This window comes from Rhodococcus sp. NPDC078407, from assembly GCF_044542515.1.
Classification (GTDB): Bacteria; Actinomycetota; Actinomycetes; order Mycobacteriales; family Mycobacteriaceae; genus Rhodococcoides.
In genome coordinates this window covers 1-15,024 of record NZ_JBITUQ010000033.1, presented here as the reverse complement: position 1 = coordinate 15,024, position 15,024 = coordinate 1, and the positions used below count along the sequence as shown (strand labels likewise).

The 15,024-nt window shown below is 66.0% G+C and carries 16 protein-coding genes; 7 read left to right on the top strand and 9 right to left on the bottom strand.

Annotated elements, in window-relative coordinates; genetic code table 11:
- Nucleotides 1–5: 5 nt before the first annotated feature.
- Complete coding sequence (locus ACIGGF_RS23415) at nucleotides 6–875, top strand: hypothetical protein (protein WP_397523501.1); 870 nt, start codon at nucleotides 6–8, stop codon at nucleotides 873–875.
- On the opposite strand, the gene disA is transcribed toward ACIGGF_RS23415, so the two are convergent.
- From disA to ACIGGF_RS23400, 3 genes are all read right to left on the bottom strand, one after another.
- On the bottom strand, nucleotides 872–1,957 hold the full coding sequence (gene disA, locus ACIGGF_RS23410) for a DNA integrity scanning diadenylate cyclase DisA (protein WP_397523500.1): 1,086 nt from the start codon (nucleotides 1,955–1,957) through the stop codon (nucleotides 872–874). The genes ACIGGF_RS23415 and disA overlap by 4 nt on opposite strands.
- A gap of 115 nt (nucleotides 1,958–2,072) precedes the next feature.
- On the bottom strand, nucleotides 2,073–3,470 hold the full coding sequence (radA, locus tag ACIGGF_RS23405; protein WP_397523499.1) for a DNA repair protein RadA: 1,398 nt from the start codon (nucleotides 3,468–3,470) through the stop codon (nucleotides 2,073–2,075).
- A gap of 67 nt (nucleotides 3,471–3,537) precedes the next feature.
- Entirely contained in the window at nucleotides 3,538–4,146 is a 609-nt protein-coding gene (locus tag ACIGGF_RS23400) for a hypothetical protein (protein WP_397523498.1), read from the bottom strand.
- 288 nt (nucleotides 4,147–4,434) lie between these two features.
- Between ACIGGF_RS23400 and ACIGGF_RS23395 the strand changes: the two genes are divergently transcribed.
- Genes ACIGGF_RS23395 through rlmB form a run of 5 tightly spaced genes read left to right on the top strand, consistent with a single transcriptional unit; the run spans nucleotide 4,435 to nucleotide 8,521 of the window.
- Entirely contained in the window at nucleotides 4,435–4,923 is a 489-nt protein-coding gene (locus tag ACIGGF_RS23395; RefSeq protein ID WP_027494344.1) for a CarD family transcriptional regulator, read from the top strand.
- A gap of 35 nt (nucleotides 4,924–4,958) precedes the next feature.
- On the top strand, nucleotides 4,959–5,624 hold the full coding sequence (ispD, locus tag ACIGGF_RS23390; RefSeq protein WP_397523497.1) for a 2-C-methyl-D-erythritol 4-phosphate cytidylyltransferase: 666 nt from the start codon (nucleotides 4,959–4,961) through the stop codon (nucleotides 5,622–5,624).
- A 10-nt stretch (nucleotides 5,625–5,634) separates the two neighbouring features.
- Nucleotides 5,635–6,099 (top strand): 2-C-methyl-D-erythritol 2,4-cyclodiphosphate synthase, encoded by a 465-nt coding sequence (gene ispF / locus ACIGGF_RS23385; protein ID WP_397523496.1) that lies wholly within the window; start codon nucleotides 5,635–5,637, stop codon nucleotides 6,097–6,099.
- A gap of 23 nt (nucleotides 6,100–6,122) precedes the next feature.
- A complete protein-coding gene (cysS, locus tag ACIGGF_RS23380; RefSeq protein WP_397523495.1) occupies nucleotides 6,123–7,538 on the top strand; it encodes a cysteine--tRNA ligase in 1,416 nt (471 codons plus the stop codon).
- Nucleotides 7,538–8,521 carry a 23S rRNA (guanosine(2251)-2'-O)-methyltransferase RlmB gene (rlmB, locus tag ACIGGF_RS23375; protein WP_397523494.1) on the top strand — a complete coding sequence of 328 codons (984 nt, stop codon included), beginning with the start codon at nucleotides 7,538–7,540 and terminating at the stop codon, nucleotides 8,519–8,521. Before cysS ends, rlmB begins: the two co-directional genes overlap by 1 nt.
- 89 nt (nucleotides 8,522–8,610) lie before the next feature.
- Here rlmB and ACIGGF_RS23370 read toward each other — a convergent pair whose 3' ends face one another.
- The 6 genes from ACIGGF_RS23370 to ACIGGF_RS23345 are packed head-to-tail and all read right to left on the bottom strand — an operon-like array spanning nucleotide 8,611 to nucleotide 13,601.
- Entirely contained in the window at nucleotides 8,611–9,465 is an 855-nt protein-coding gene (locus ACIGGF_RS23370) for a biotin-dependent carboxyltransferase family protein (RefSeq protein WP_397523493.1), read from the bottom strand.
- Complete coding sequence (locus ACIGGF_RS23365) at nucleotides 9,462–10,064, bottom strand: allophanate hydrolase subunit 1 (RefSeq protein ID WP_397523492.1); 603 nt, start codon at nucleotides 10,062–10,064, stop codon at nucleotides 9,462–9,464. Before ACIGGF_RS23365 ends, ACIGGF_RS23370 begins: the two co-directional genes overlap by 4 nt.
- Complete coding sequence (locus ACIGGF_RS23360) at nucleotides 10,064–10,822, bottom strand: LamB/YcsF family protein (protein WP_397523491.1); 759 nt, start codon at nucleotides 10,820–10,822, stop codon at nucleotides 10,064–10,066. Before ACIGGF_RS23360 ends, ACIGGF_RS23365 begins: the two co-directional genes overlap by 1 nt.
- Nucleotides 10,823–10,832: 10 nt before the next feature.
- On the bottom strand, nucleotides 10,833–11,729 hold the full coding sequence (locus tag ACIGGF_RS23355; RefSeq protein ID WP_397523490.1) for a metal ABC transporter permease: 897 nt from the start codon (nucleotides 11,727–11,729) through the stop codon (nucleotides 10,833–10,835).
- Nucleotides 11,726–12,559 (bottom strand): metal ABC transporter ATP-binding protein, encoded by an 834-nt coding sequence (locus ACIGGF_RS23350; RefSeq protein ID WP_397523489.1) that lies wholly within the window; start codon nucleotides 12,557–12,559, stop codon nucleotides 11,726–11,728. Before ACIGGF_RS23350 ends, ACIGGF_RS23355 begins: the two co-directional genes overlap by 4 nt.
- Nucleotides 12,560–12,590: 31 nt before the next feature.
- Nucleotides 12,591–13,601, bottom strand: coding sequence for a metal ABC transporter solute-binding protein, Zn/Mn family (locus ACIGGF_RS23345; protein WP_397523488.1), 1,011 nt, complete (start codon nucleotides 13,599–13,601; stop codon nucleotides 12,591–12,593).
- Nucleotides 13,602–13,742: 141 nt separating this feature from the next.
- Between ACIGGF_RS23345 and ACIGGF_RS23340 the strand changes: the two genes are divergently transcribed.
- Nucleotides 13,743–14,849, top strand: a complete 1,107-nt coding sequence (locus ACIGGF_RS23340) for a LacI family DNA-binding transcriptional regulator (RefSeq protein ID WP_397523487.1) — start codon at nucleotides 13,743–13,745, stop codon at nucleotides 14,847–14,849.
- Nucleotides 14,850–15,024: the final 175 nt, after the last annotated feature.

Genomic DNA, 15,024 nt, shown 5'->3' with positions numbered 1-15,024 from the left:
CTCTCATGACCACCTCCACAGCCCTCGCCCGCGCCGCCTACACGACTCTCGAACCGTTCCACGTTGCCGCGTACTTCAATCCCGAGTTGGGGACGGCCTACGAGGACACCGGACTCGACGGTCACGCCTGGTACGTCGGTGCACGGGCCGCTCCGATGGGTCCGTGCGCGCCGAGCGTCGTTGCGGCCGCGTTCTACAACTTCAACCCGGTGCTGATCGAGCGCGCGTGGCCGGCCGCGGTGGCCGTCGGTCTCGATGCGGTGTCCGACCGTCGATGGGCACTGCTCGATTCCGTTCTCGGAGCGGCTCTCGGCTCTCTGGCGGACGATCCAGCGCTCGCAACGTTGGCTGGGCGTCTGCGCGAGATCGGCGACGCGGCATCGTTCGCCGGCCGCCCTCTCGCGGCGGCATGGCATTCCGCCGAACGACCCGACACGCCGCATCTCGCGCTCTGGCATTCGATCACCGTCCTGCGCGAATGGCGCGGCGACGGCCACCTCGCCGCCTTGATCGACGCAGAACTCGACCCGACGGAAGCGGCAGTGTTCCACGAGGCCGTCCGACCGACCCCGCAGCCCGGTCGCCGCGCTCTCGGCAAGCGCATCACGCAGCTGACGAGGCAGTGGTCGGAAAGTGAATGGGATTCTGCTGCAGAGCGATTGGCCACCCGCGGATTGCTCACCACCTCCGACGAGGGCGAGACGTTGACCGACGCCGGCACCGCCCTCGATCAGCACATCGAGGAACGCACCGATGCGATGGCGTCGTCAGTGTGGAAGAACGTCCCGGACGCCGAGCAGTTGATCACCAGCGCGCGGCCGTACGTGAAGGCAGTGATCGACGCCGGTTTCCTGCCGGGAACCAAGAAGCGCTAGTCGTAGGGTCCGGAGATCGAGGCCTCGGCCAGCCTGGACAGGCCCTCCCTGATGTGCCGAGCCCACAGTCCGCCGATTCCGTCGACCGATTGCAGGTCGGCGGCGGTGGCGGCGAGTAGGCCCTGCAGCGTGCCGAATGCGCCGACGAGGCGGTGGATCTGGGTGAACTGCAATCGCGGAACCCGCGTCAGCACCCGGTACCCGCGGGGACTCATCGGGGTGTCGAGGGCCTCGATGGTCGCGGGATAGCCGAAGGCGCGGGCCAGCGTCGTCAGATCGAGCAGATCGACGTCGGTCAGCTTGTCGAGGGCGGCGAGCGCCTTCTCGACCCCGGTTGTGCTCGACGGCTCGTTGCCGGCCAGGTAGTCGCGCACGATCAACTGGCGATCGATGTCGTTGTCGCCCAACAACTCTTCGAGCTGCAGGGCGAGCTGGCGGCCGTCGGTGCCGAGTTCGAGGACGTTCTGTTCGATCTCCACCGACACTCGGCGCACCATCTCGAGCCGCTGTGCGACGGTGAGGGCGTCGCGCAGAGTCACGAAGTCCTCGATCTCGACCACCGACAGCTGACGCGTGTTCTCGTCGAGACGTGCCTTGTAACGCTCGAGGGTCGCGACGGCCTGATTGGCGCGCGAGAGGATGGTGGCAGAGCCCTCGACCACGTGTCTGATGCCGCCGATGTAGACGCTGACGATGCTCATCGACTGGCTCACGGACACCACGGGATAACCGGTCTGCATGGCCGTACGCTCGGCCGCGCGGTGCCGGGTGCCGGATTCGACGGTAGGAATCTTGTGGTCGGGGACGAGCTCAACATTGGCGCGAACGATGCGCTTGCCGTCGGTCGAAAGCACCACTGCACCATCCATTTTCGACAACTCTCGAAGCCTGGTGGGGGCGAACTCCACATCGAGCTCGAAGCCGCCGTCGCAGATCGCTTCCACTTCTTCGTCGTAGCCGAGGACGATCAGGCCGCCGGTGCGCCCACGCAGAATTCGCTCGAGGCCGTCGCGCAGGGCCGTTCCCGGTGCGAGCCGCGCAATGGTCTCGCGCAACGCCGGGGATGGCGTGGTGCCCTCCATGGCCAACCCCCTCCTGTCGTATCGGCGTCACGGACTCGTGCCGTCCACTGCTCGTGCGAACACAGAATACTGCGCTGCTACCTGCGACCAGCCCGACGAACGATACCGCCCGGTGTCATACGGCGCGCATACGCGTGTAGGTCAAGGCTTCGCCGACGTTGGTGACGGTCTTGACCTTGATGCCGGCGGGGATGGGGCCGGCGTCCTCGGGAACGATGGCATAGTCGAAGCCCAGTCGTGACGCTTCGGCGAGGCGGCGACCCAGGCCCGCCACGCGTCGTACCTCGCCAGCCAGACCCACTTCGCCCAGGATGACCATTCCTGCAGGGAGGGGTTGATCACGCACGGCCGAGGCCACCGCCGCCGCGAGAGCGAGGTCAGCGGACGGTTCGCTGGTACGCATGCCGCCGACGGTTGCTGCGTAGACCTCTGCTTTGGAGACCTTGACTCCGCAGCGGCGTTCCAGGACGGCGAGAATCATCGCCACGCGGGCGTGGTCGAGTCCGCTGACCGCACGCCGCGGCGACGGCATCGCGGTGTCGACGATCAGCGCCTGCAGCTCGGCCAGGAGCGGCCGCTTGCCGTCCATCGTGACGGTGACGGCCGTGCCGGGCACCGCGTCGCTGCGGTGATGGAGAAACAACCCGGAGGGATCGCTGATACCGACGATCCCGGTTTCGCGCAGCTCGAAGCACCCCACCTCGTCGGATGCGCCGAAACGATTCTTGACGCCGCGAATCATGCGCAGCGTGGAGTGCTTGTCGCCCTCGAAGTTGAGCACCACGTCCACCAGGTGCTCGAGCGACCGTGGGCCTGCCACCGCACCGTCCTTGGTGACGTGTCCTACCAGCAACACCGCAACGCCGGTGGTCTTGGCCAGGGTCGTCAGGGCACTGGTGATGGCGCGCACCTGAGTGACCCCGCCGATGACGCCGTCGACGTCCGCGGCCAGCATCGTCTGTACCGAATCGACGATCAACAGACTCGGCTTCACCTGCTCGACATGGCCGAACACCGTGGCCAGATCCGACTCGGCGGCGAGAAATACGCGCTCGTGCACCGCGCCGGTGCGGTCGGCGCGCAACCGGACCTGCCCGGCCGACTCCTCGCCCGTGACATAGAGCGCGCGGCGATCCGGTGCCGAGCGGGCCCAACGGTGAACCACCTCGAGCAGCAGGGTCGACTTGCCGACTCCGGGCTCGCCCGCGAGCAGCACGACGGAACCGGGTACCAGCCCGCCGCCGAGTACGCGGTCGAACTCGTCGATTCCGGTGGTGTTGGCCTGCGAGGTGGCACTGCTGATGGTCGTCAGAGCGGCAGCGGGCGTGGTCGGGATCATCGCCCCGCCGCCGGAACGCAATGCCGAGGCACCCGCCCGAGTGGTCAGGGGAGCGGCCGTTGCCTGGACCTCGTCCATCGATCCCCAGTTGCCGCATTCGGGACAGCGCCCGACCCATTTCGAGACCGAGTGATGACACGCAGAGCAGCGGTAGCTCGACTTCAGTTTGACCACGTCGGGAGCCTAACGATCGGTACCGACAATCTCGGGCGTCGTCGACTGTCCTCGGCCGTACGAGTCGTTATTCGCCTTCGCTGTGCTCGGAGACCGCGTCTTCGGATCGCTCGAGCTCGGAGCCGGCATCGACCGGCACATCGATGACGACCTCGCCTGCATTGGCGAACTCGAACGTGACCGGCAGGGTCAGGCCGGGTCGAACGTTCTCGCTGATGTCGGCCATCTCGACGGTGATGAGCTGAATCGGCAGCAGTGGATCGGCGAACGTGGTGTCGACGGACGAACCTGCACCGAGAGCAGTCTGCGGCGCAATTTCGGTGCTACCCGGTTCGGCCTCGTCGACAATGGTGACCTGTGCTTCGGGCGACGAGATGCCGGTCAGTTCGTCGGCGACTGAGGAGCTGGAGTTGATGGCGGTGAAGCCGAGCTCGACGGTGCCGCCGGGCTCAATGCTGTACTCCTCCGAAGTGGGGTACACCACGTGAACGTTGCGCAGCTGGATGTCTCCGACGTCGACGGAGTTGCCGTTGACAGCGGCGACCTGTGTTGCGGTCTGGGAAATCTGGCCTGCACCGCACGCGGTGAGGGCGAGTGCGCCACCGGCCAGGAGGGCGAGGCTGGTGGCCACTCTGCGGTGGCGGCCAAGCGGTGTCGCAACGTCGTTTGCAGTCACTTCGGTCGTCCTCCATGTGGTGCCGGGCCGGCTCGATCCATCTCGTCCACTAGGGAGAGTAGTAGTTCTCGTCGAACGGCCGCTCGTGGGGTCCGTCGGCAGTCGCAGGATGCCAGGTAAGGGTGCCTGTCAGGCCTCGGGGTGGCGGCAATGTCGAGGTGAAAATGTGGTCCCGGATACACGTCGATCCGTCTGTGTCAACCCCTGATTCGGCGTCGCTGTGCCCCTGACCTGCACCGTTGATATCAGGCGTGGTATTCTGGGCAAATCGAAAGGGGCACTTGTCACATGATTTTCAAGGTCGGAGACACCGTCGTTTACCCCCATCACGGAGCGGCGCTGATCGAAGCGATAGAGACACGCACCATCAAGGGTGAACCGAGAGAGTATCTCGTTCTCAAGGTCGCGCAAGGCGACCTCACCGTTCGAGTTCCCGCAGACAACGCGGAATACGTAGGCGTTCGCGACGTCGTCGGACAAGAAGGCCTCGACAAGGTTTTCCAGGTTCTTCGCGCGCCGCACACCGAAGAGCCCACCAACTGGTCGCGCCGATACAAGGCAAATCTGGAGAAGTTGGCGTCCGGTGACGTGAACAAGGTTGCCGAGGTCGTCCGCGATCTCTGGCGACGCGAACAGGATCGTGGACTGTCGGCAGGCGAGAAGCGGATGCTCGCCAAGGCACGTCAGATTCTGGTCGGCGAGCTGGCACTGGCAGAAGGTACCGATCAGGCCAAGGCCGACACCATGCTCGACGAAGTTCTCGCCACAGCTTCATAGAGTGAGCAGCTTCCTAGAGTGAACAGCTTTTTGGAGTGAAACGTACCTCCGGCGACGTGGTCGCCCTGGTACCCGCTGCAGGCAAAGGCCTTCGGCTCGGACAGAACGAGCCGAAGGCATTCGTCTGTCTGGGTACCGACTCTCTTCTCACGCGGTCCGTCGACGGGCTGCGCGCATCGGGTGCCGTCGATCGGATCGTCGTCGTCGTCCCCGCTGATCTTCTCGACGCGGCCCGCGATCACGTCGGTACGGATGTCCTCGTCGTGGCGGGTGGCGTCGAACGCACCGATTCGGTGCGGGCCGGCCTTGCGGCCGTCGGCGACGCGTCCGTCGTGTTGGTCCACGACGCGGCTCGCGCCCTCACCCCACCGGCGTTGATCGCCCGCGTCGTTGCCGAGGTGCGAGCCGGGCGCTCGGCCGTCATTCCGGTACTTCCGGTCGTGGACACCATCAAGTCCGTCGACGTCATGGGAGCGGTGGTGGGCACTCCCGACCGTGCGAGTCTGCGCTCGGTACAGACTCCTCAGGGTTTCGACGCCGCGGTCCTGCGCCGCGCATATGCCGCCGCGACCGACATCTCCACCGACGACGCGGGTCTCGTCGAGCGCATCGGCGAGACGGTGCACACCATCGTCGGCGACGCCCTCGCATTCAAGATCACCACCCCACACGACTTACTACTGGCACAGGCCCTGCTGTGAGAGGCGCGCTATGAGAGTCGGCATCGGCACGGACGTCCATCCGATCGCTCTCGGCCGTCCCTGTTGGCTGGCCGGATTGCTGTTCGAGGACGCGGACGGGCTCGAGGGCCATTCCGACGGCGATGTCGCATCCCATGCGCTGTGCGACGCATTGCTCTCGGCCGCAGGCTTGGGCGATCTGGGGTCGGTCTTCGGGACCGGTCGTCCCGAATGGGACGGGGTCAGCGGAGCGGCCATGTTGGCCGAGGTCAAGCGCCTGCTCGACGCCGGCGGCTTCGCGATCGGCAACGCCGCAGTGCAGATCATCGGTAACCGGCCCAAGATCGGACCGCGCCGAGTCGAGGCGCAGGAAGTTCTCTCGCGGGTCCTTGGTGCGCCGGTATCGGTGTCTGCGACCACCACGGACGGCCTCGGGCTGACCGGCCGCGGTGAAGGAATCGCGGCGGTCGCGACCGCACTTGTCATGACGAGGTAAAACCACCGGTAGCATTGCTGGTCGTGACCCTTCACCTACACGACACCGAGACGAGGGCCCTGCGGGAATTCACCCCCTTGGTCCCTGGCCATGCATCGGTATACCTGTGTGGGGCAACAGTGCAGGGCGAGCCTCATATCGGCCACGTACGTAGTGGTGTGGCGTTCGACGTGTTGCGCCGGTGGTTGTTGGCTCACGATTACGACGTCGCCTTCGTCCGCAATGTCACCGACATCGACGACAAGATTCTGAACAAGGCGCGCGACGCAGGTCGTCCGTGGTGGGAGTGGGCCGCGACGTACGAGCGATCCTTCACGTGGGCCTACGACCGGCTCGGGGTGCTGCCGCCGTCGGCCGAGCCGCGCGCCACCGGACACATCACCCAGATGGTCCAGATGATCGAGCGACTGATCGAGCGCGGCCACGCCTACGCCGACGACGGTGGAGACGTGTACTTCGATGTGCAGAGCTTCCCAAGCTACGGCGCGTTGTCGGGTCACAAGCTCGACGACGTACATCAGGGCGAGAGCGTCGCCGAAGGAAAGCGGGACCCCCGCGATTTCACGCTGTGGAAGGGTGCCAAGCCCGGCGAGCCGTCGTGGCCTACGCCGTGGGGCCCGGGCCGTCCGGGCTGGCACCTCGAATGCTCGGCGATGGCGGAGAACTACCTCGGCGCGGATTTCGACATCCATTGCGGCGGACTCGATCTGGTGTTCCCGCACCACGAGAACGAGCGCGCCCAGTCGATGGCGGCCGGTGACGGGTTCTCGCGGTACTGGCTGCACAACGGGTGGGTGACGATGGGCGGCGAGAAGATGTCGAAGTCCCTCGGCAACGTTCTCTCCGTGCCCAATGTCCTGAAAAAGGTTCGCCCGCAAGAGCTTCGGTTCTATCTCGGTGGTGCCCACTACCGGTCGATGCTCGAGTACTCCGACACCGCGCTCGAGACGGCGGCCGTGACGTACCGGGGTATCGAAGGGTTCGTTCGACGAGCCGTCGAGCGTGCCGGTGAAGTGCCGATGGGTAAGTGGACGGCCGGATTCGCCGAGGCCCTCGACGACGACCTCGCAGTTCCCAAGGCGCTGGCCGAGATTCACGCCACCGTCACCCTAGGCAACACCGCGCTCGAGTCGGGTGATCTATCGGCAGCGGTGGAGCATGCAGGCAGTGTGCGGGCGATGCTCGACATTCTCGGCGTCGACCCGCTCGATCCGCAATGGTCGGGCGAGAGCGGTTCCGATGCAGCAGCTCTGGATGCGCTCGGCGTGCTCGTCGAGGCCGAGCTGGAGCGTCGAGCAACGGCGAAGGCGACCAAGGATTGGGCCGTCGCCGACGAAATACGCGATCGGCTGGCGAAAGCCGGAGTCGACGTGACAGATACACCCAACGGGCCCGAATGGTCGCTGGGTACGAGCAAGACCGACGAAGCAGGTTTGTGATGGCAGGCAATTCGAGTAGGCGCGGCGCAATCCGCAAGGACGGCACCAAGAAGGGGCAGGTCGCCGGTTCCGGCGGCAAGCGTCGTAAGGGCCTCGAGGGCCGCGGTGCGACGCCCCCCGCCTCCGAGCGCACCAAGCATCCCGCGGCGCGTCGGGCCAAGCTCGCCGAGAAGTCCGCGCAGAACCGTGGCGGCACCACCGGTGGACGGACCGGTAGCCGGCCTGCCGGACGCAAGGCAGAAGACGGCCCCGAGGTGGTACTCGGTCGCAACCCGGTCGTCGAATGCCTGCGCGCAGGCGTGCCTGCTACAGCGCTGTGGGTCGCAGTCGGCACCGACAGCGACGATCGACTCAAGGAAGCCGTCCAGCGCGCCGGCGATGCGCGGATCTCGATCCTCGAAGTTCCTCGCTCGGATCTGGACAAGCTCAGCGCCAACGGACTGCACCAGGGCCTCGCCCTGCAGGTGCCGCCGTACCGCTACGCACACCCCGACGACCTGATCTCGAACGCGCGCACGCACCAGGAGCCGGCGCTGCTGGTGGCGCTCGACAACATCACCGACCCGCGCAACCTCGGTGCCGTCGTGCGATCGGTGGCTGCCTTCGGCGGCCATGGCGTCGTGATCCCGCAGCGTCGCAGCGCAAGCGTGTCGGCAGTGGCGTGGCGAACCAGTGCCGGTGCCGCGGCCCGACTGCCCATCGCGCGAGCAGTCAATCTCACTCGCACGCTGAAGGATTGGCAGTCCAAGGGCGTCACCGTCGTCGGCCTGGACGCGGGCGGCGACACCGACCTCGACACCTTCGACGGTAAGGGCCCGGTCGTCATCGTCGTCGGATCCGAGGGCAAGGGTCTCTCACGGTTGGTCAGCGAGACCTGCGACCACATCCTGTCGATCCCGATGGCAGGCCCGGTGGAATCGCTCAACGCATCCGTCGCGGCGGGCGTCGTATTGGCCGACATCGCGCGTCAGCGACGGGGCTGAACCTCACACCCTTTCTGCACACCTCACACCCCTGCTATTGCTCGAATAGGTGTGTGAGGTTGGGAAAAAAGGTGTGAGGTGCGGCGGGGTCAACCGGCAGCGCGGAACCGTATCTGCGCTCCGGGCGTCAGCTGCGCGGCAGCGGAGACGTCGGCCGCCGTGACCACCGCGATCACCGGGTATCCGCCGGTGACGGGATGGTCGGCGAGGAACAGTACCGGCTTCCCGGACGGCGGAACCTGCAAGGCCCCGAGAACCATTCCTTCGCTGGCCAATTCGTCGTCTCTTGTGCGGTGCAAGGGTTCGGCACCGTCCAGTCTGATGCCGACGCGATCCGAATCCTGCGTGACCGTCCACGGCTGCTCGAGCAGTAGCGATCGGGCATGCTCGGTGAACCAGTTGTCGCGCGGCCCGAACGTGACGTGCAGTGCTGTTCGGGTCGTCGTCGGTATGCCGAAATCTGCTGCGGGCCAATCCGTTCGGTCTTTGCCGACCTTCAGCACGGTGCCGGGGGAGACCGCTGCGGGGCCGAGGCCCGACATCGTGTCCGTCGATCGGCTACCCAGGACGGCGGGGACGTCGATTCCGCCCCGCACTGCAACATAACTGCGTAGACCGCTTGTGGGCGTGCTCAATTGCAGTCTCTGCCCGGCGCGCATCACCAGTGTCGAATACAGTCCCTGCTCCGTTCCGTCGATGCGACAGGTGACGTGCGCGCCGGTGACAGCGAGAACGGCGTCGAACTCGGCGCGCAGTGCCAGGCCACCGAACGTCACCTCGAGCGTGGCGGAGTCGGAGTGGTTGCCCACCAGACGGTTTGCGGCATCGTGCGAGAGTCGATCGGCTGCACCCGAACGGCCGACACCGATCGACGCATATCCTGCTCGACCGCGATCCTGCACGGTACACAGCGGTCCCGTTTGCAGCACCGTCACGGCTCTCATGCCTGCTCGAATCGGACGGTGGTGCCGGGCCGCAGCAATGCGGGAGGATCGCGGTCCAGATCCCACAGTGGCGCGTCGGTATGCCCGATCAGTTGCCAGCCGCCGGGGGAGGAGCGCGGATAGATACCCGAGAACTCCCCCGCCAGCCCCACCGAACCGGCCGGAACGCTGGTGCGCGGCGACGAGCGTCGCGAGACGTGCAGCCGTGTATCCGTGCCGACGAGGTAACCGAACCCGGGCGCGAAGCCGCCGAAGGCGACGGTCCACGTTTGCCCGGTATGTGCAGCAACGACTTCGGTGGTGGACAGTCCGGTCAGACGGGCAACTTCGTCGAGGTCGTCGCCGTCGTAGACCACCGCGATCGTCACGCTGCCGGGCGGTTCGGCGTCGGTGGCTACGACGGGTTCGGCAGCCGCGATCCAGTCCAGTATCGGCTGCCGCGGCCCGTCGAATGTCACCAGGACGGTGCGGGCGGCCGGAACCACGTCGACGACGGCACCCGGTGGGTCCAGTGTGAGCGCCCGGTAGTAGGCCATCGTCTCGTCCAGCCCGTCGAACTCGACGAGGGTTGCGTTCCCGCCGGCCGAGTGGATGCGCATCAGACGAAGGCGGTGATGTCGATTTCGTTGGTTCGCAACAGCTCCGATACGGCTGTGGCCATCGCAACGGCACCGGGAGAATCGCCGTGCAGGCAGATCGATTCCGCCCGGATGTCGATGGTCGAGCCGTCCACCGCCGGTACGGTGCCGTCGGTGATCATGGTGAGCACGCGCTGGGCGACTGCGCCGGGATCGGACAGCACGGCCCCGGGTTCCGAGCGCGAGACCAGCGTTCCCTGCGGGGTGTACGCGCGGTCTGCGAAAGCCTCTGCAACAGTACGTAACCCGGCTTGTTCGGCTTCCTCGAGAAAAACCGAACCGGGGAGTCCCAGGACCGGCAGCGTGGGATCGTAGGCGAGAACGGCGTCGACGACGGCTTTCGCCTGGCTGCGGTGATGCACGATAGCGTTGTACAGCGCCCCATGCGGTTTGACGTAGGCGATGGCAGAGCCGGCGACTTGGGCGAGGGCATCGAGTGCGCCCATCTGGTAGATCACGTCGGCGGTGAGGTCGGCGGGGGAGATGTCGAGAAAGCGTCGGCCGAAACCGGCGAGGTCGTGATAGCCCACCTGCGCGCCGATCCGCACGCCTGCGTCCGCAGCAGAGCGGCACGTGCGCAACAAGGTGGTGGGGTCACCGGCATGGAAGCCGCACGCCACGTTGGCACTCGACACGACGGCCAGCATGGCGTCGTCGTCGCCGAGAGTCCACGTACCGTAGCTTTCGCCGAGATCGGCATTGAGGTCGATGGCCGTCACCGTTGGCATTCTAGGCGGCGTTGCCATCCTGGGCGGCGACGAGCCGTCCGGAATTGGCTTTGCGGGTTCCGCCGACGACGCGGCAGAGGAGGTAGATCACGAACGAGATGGTGGTGACGAACGTCGAGACCGGCAGACCCGGAGCGAGGGAGAGCAGAATGCCACCGACAGCGGCGATCTCGGCGAACAGGATCGAGAGCAACGTGGCCTTGAGTGGGCTGGCGGTCACTCGCGCGGCGGCTGCGGCAGGGGTGATGAGCAGTGAGAGCACCAGCAGTGCGCCGACTATCTGAACGCCGAGTGCACAGGCAACGCCGACGAGTACGGCGAACACGACCGAGAGCGCTCGGACGGGGACGCCTCGGGCCAGCGCCACCTCGGGGTCGGTGCTGGCGAACAGCAGCGGCCGGTAGACGACGGTGAGAACGATCAGGACCAGTACGGCGCATACGAGCAGCAGCTGGATACCGCTCTGTCCGACGCCGACGATCTGGCCGATGAGCAGAGAGAAGCTGGTTCCGGTGCGGCCGGGGTAGAGCCAGATGAACAGCACCGACAGGCCCAGACCGAAGGACATGATGACGCCGATGACCGAGTCGCGGTCGCGGGCCTTGGTACCGAGCAGAGCGAACATCACCGCCGCGACAACGGATCCCACGATGGCTCCGAGGCCCACGGTGATGCCGACGAGCAGGGCAGCCGAAGCGCCGGTGAGGGAGAGTTCACTGGACCCGTGCACGGCGAACGCCCACTGACGACTGACGATCAACGGTCCGAGAGCTCCCGCGAGCAGCCCGAGAATCGCGGCGGCGATGAGCGCCTGCTGGACGAAGTCGTAGCTCAGCAGATTCGCGGTGGTGTCGAAGTCGAGCATCTTCGAGAATGCGTCGAGAACCTTCTCGTTCATGCTTTGTCTTCTCTGTCGTGCGGCACGGGTGGGTGGTGGGCGCCCGCCGAGCCGAGAGCGTCGATGGAGTCGCCGGTGCCGACGACGACGAGCCGGCCGCGGACCTCGAGCACCTCGACCTCGGTGGCGTAGAGCTCCGACAACACCTCGGTGGTCATCACCTCGTCGGGGGTGCCGATGCGGAAACGGCCGTCGACGATGTAGACGATGCGGTCGACGAGCGGGAGAATCGGATTGATCTCATGGGTGACGAACAGCACGGCCGTCTCGTGCTCCCGCCGTCGGCGATCGATGAGGCTCGAGACCAGAGACTGGTTGGCGAGGTCGAGGCTGAGCAGGGGCTCGTCGCACAGCAACACCGATGGATCGCCGACGAGCGCCTGGGCGATACGCAGCCGCTGCTGCTCGCCGCCGGACATCGAGCCGACGGGCGCACCGGCGAAGGAGTTGGCGTCGACCTGATCGATCGCGTGCTGCACCGTCTCCTTGCGCTGACGCATGCCACGCAAGCCCATGCCCCACTTGTGGCCGTCCCAGCCCAGGCCGACGAGGTCGCGTCCGCGCAGCGGTAGATCGTCGTCGATGTTGCGCTGCTGAGGCACGTACCCGACGCCGGACTGGCCGTGCCGGACGGTCTTGCCGTCGATCGCGGCCGTGCCGGACGTGAGCTGATTCTGGCCCAGCAGCACCTTGAGCAGAGACGTCTTACCCGACCCGTTGGGGCCGAGAACTGCAACGAACTCGCCCCTGTCGACCGTCAGGTCCAGGTTCTGCCACAGCGTGCGCTCACCGAACGCCAATCCGGCGTCGCGCAGTTCTACAGCAGGCATGTACTACAGCTTTCCATCACACGGGTTCGGATCAGGAGGCAGTGGTGAGGGCGGCTTGGAGATCCGTCGCGGCCTTGGTCTGCCACTCGATGTACGTCATGCCCGCGGGCAGCGTTTCGGTGACCTCGACGACGGGGATCCCCGCGGCCTCGCTGGTGGAGCGAATGTCCTGGGTGACTGCGTCCTCGGTCTGGGTGTTGTAGATCAGCGCGCGAACAGAATCGGAGGTGAACAGATCGCGCGTGGCGGCAATGGATGCCGGCGACGGATCGTTGCCTTCTTCGATGGCGTCCTTGAAGTCCTCGGGGGTGCGATCGTCGAGATCGGATTCCTCGATGAGGTAGTGCGCGATCGGTTCGGTCTGTGCCACCGGTGTATTCGAGAAATCGGCGGCAATCTTGTCCGTCACGTCGGTGATGGCGTGGGCCTGCTCGTGGAAGGCCTCGGCGTTGGCGGTGTATTGCGCGGCGTTGTCGGGATCGAGCTGACCGAGCTTCTCGGCGATCTCTTCGGCGGTGTGCGCTGCCACCTCGGCGTTGTACCAGACGTGCTCGTTGACCTCGCCGTGCTCGTGGCCGTCCTCCGCTGCGGGTTCGGTTGCTGCCTCGGTCGTCGTTTCGGACTCGTGATCGTGGCTGTCCTCGAGTAAGGAAAACGCAGCGATCGACGGTACGTTCTGGCCCTCGGAGCGGAGGATGTCCTCGATGAACTCGTCGTAGCCACCGCCGTTGTAGACCACGAGCGACGCCTCGGCGACGGCAGCAGCGTCGCCCGGACTCGCTTCGTAGGAGTGTGGGTCGGCGGAGGGATCGGAGATGATCGACGTCACTGTCGCCATGTCGCCGGCAACCGCCTCGGCGACGCTTCCCCATACATTGGTGGACGCGACGATCGTGACCGGTCCGTCGACGGCAGTGGCCGGCGCGGACTCGGTGGCCGCGGGCTCACTGGAGCTGCATGCGCTCAGGGTGAGGGCTGCAGCGCAGGTCAGGCCCAGCACGGCCGTGAGCTTGGTCCGGGACACGCGGTGGATGGACGACATCGATGTTCTCCTGATGGGCAAGATTTGACGCTAATGGAAACCGTTACCGTTGTACTCTATAGCTCGGTGGGGCTCTCGATCGAATCGGACGAACACACCTCGAATTTCTTCGGAGTGTGTTGTGGGACTAACGTCCCGGTAATGGCAAGGTCGAGTGAACCCCGACGTCAGGCGACGCTGGCGTCGATCGCCGCCGAGTTGAAGGTGTCGCGCACCACCGTCTCGAACGCCTACAACCGCCCGGATCAGCTCTCTCCCGAGCTCCGTGAACGCGTCCTGCAGGCCGCCAAACGTCGCGGTTACGCGGGCCCCGACCCGGTCGCACGCTCGCTGCGCACCCGCAAGGCCGGAGCAATCGGGCTGCTCCTCACCGAAGCCCTGAGCTACTCCTTCCGCGACCCGGCCGCGATGAGCTTCCTGGCCGGCCTCGCCGAATCCTGCGAGGCCGCTGGCCAAGGTCTGCTGCTCATCCCCGCCGGAGCCGAACGGGACGACGTGCAAGCCGCTGCAGTGGTGCAACAAGCCGGAGTCGACGGATTCGTCGTGTACTCCGTGGCCGACGACGACCCGTACCTCGCCGCCGTTCGTGAACGCCACCTACCGATCGTTGTGTGTGACCAACCGCGTAACATCCCCGAGGCCGCCCTCGTCGCCATCGACGACCGCGTAGCCATGAAAATGCTCGCCGCACACCTGATCTCGCTCGGTCATGAGCATCTCGCCGTGCTGTGCATGCGGCTAGGACGTGACCGCCGCGATGGCGTCGTACCCCCGGGTCGGTTGGCAGACAGTCACTTTCACGTGCAACGCGAACGCATCGCCGGAGTCCAAGCCGCGATGATCGACGCCGGACTCGACCCCGACACTCTCACTGTCGTAGAACGATTCGACCACACCGTGCGCTCCGGCCACTCCGCCGCCGCGCAAGCTCTGCAGGCGAACCGCGAGACCACGGCGCTGCTCTGCACCACCGACGTCATCGCGCTCGGTGCACTCAACTTCGCTCGCGTCTCCGGAATCGATGTGCCGAGCCAACTTTCGGTGACCGGATTCGACGGCATCTCCGACGCCATTCGCGAGAACCTCACCACCGTGCGCCAGGACGCCGAGGAAAAAGGCCGCCGAGCCGGCAAGCTGGTGCTCTCGTCCTCGCACTCGGGCATCGTTGCCGCCGAAACTCTGCCGACCGAACTCTTTCGCGGCCGTACCGCAGCACCGCCACCGGAGCAACCGCCCGCTATCGCCTGACTTTCATCTGCCGTCCGCTCACCCCAGTTCGCGTGCTCACCCCAGTTCGCGTCAATGGACCACTGCACGGCTCAGACGTGTGTGCACCGCTCCCCGAAAGTTGGACTGAGTAATTCAGTTCCGACTATTGGGGAGCGTGTGTATGCGTGTACGAAGTTCGCTTACCGAGGATCAG

Coding starts and splice junctions, on each gene's coding strand:
- ACIGGF_RS23415 (WP_397523501.1), top strand. CDS start 6: ATGACCACCTCCACAGCCCTCGCCCGCGCCGCCTACACGACTCTCGAA.
- disA (WP_397523500.1), bottom strand. CDS start 1,957: ATGGAGGGCACCACGCCATCCCCGGCGTTGCGCGAGACCATTGCGCGG.
- ACIGGF_RS23395 (WP_027494344.1), top strand. CDS start 4,435: ATGATTTTCAAGGTCGGAGACACCGTCGTTTACCCCCATCACGGAGCG.
- ispF (WP_397523496.1), top strand. CDS start 5,635: ATGAGAGTCGGCATCGGCACGGACGTCCATCCGATCGCTCTCGGCCGT.
- rlmB (WP_397523494.1), top strand. CDS start 7,538: ATGGCAGGCAATTCGAGTAGGCGCGGCGCAATCCGCAAGGACGGCACC.
- ACIGGF_RS23370 (WP_397523493.1), bottom strand. CDS start 9,465: ATGAGAGCCGTGACGGTGCTGCAAACGGGACCGCTGTGTACCGTGCAG.
- ACIGGF_RS23365 (WP_397523492.1), bottom strand. CDS start 10,064: ATGCGCATCCACTCGGCCGGCGGGAACGCAACCCTCGTCGAGTTCGAC.
- ACIGGF_RS23355 (WP_397523490.1), bottom strand. CDS start 11,729: ATGAACGAGAAGGTTCTCGACGCATTCTCGAAGATGCTCGACTTCGAC.
- ACIGGF_RS23350 (WP_397523489.1), bottom strand. CDS start 12,559: ATGCCTGCTGTAGAACTGCGCGACGCCGGATTGGCGTTCGGTGAGCGC.
- ACIGGF_RS23345 (WP_397523488.1), bottom strand. CDS start 13,601: ATGTCGTCCATCCACCGCGTGTCCCGGACCAAGCTCACGGCCGTGCTG.
- ACIGGF_RS23340 (WP_397523487.1), top strand. CDS start 13,743: ATGGCAAGGTCGAGTGAACCCCGACGTCAGGCGACGCTGGCGTCGATC.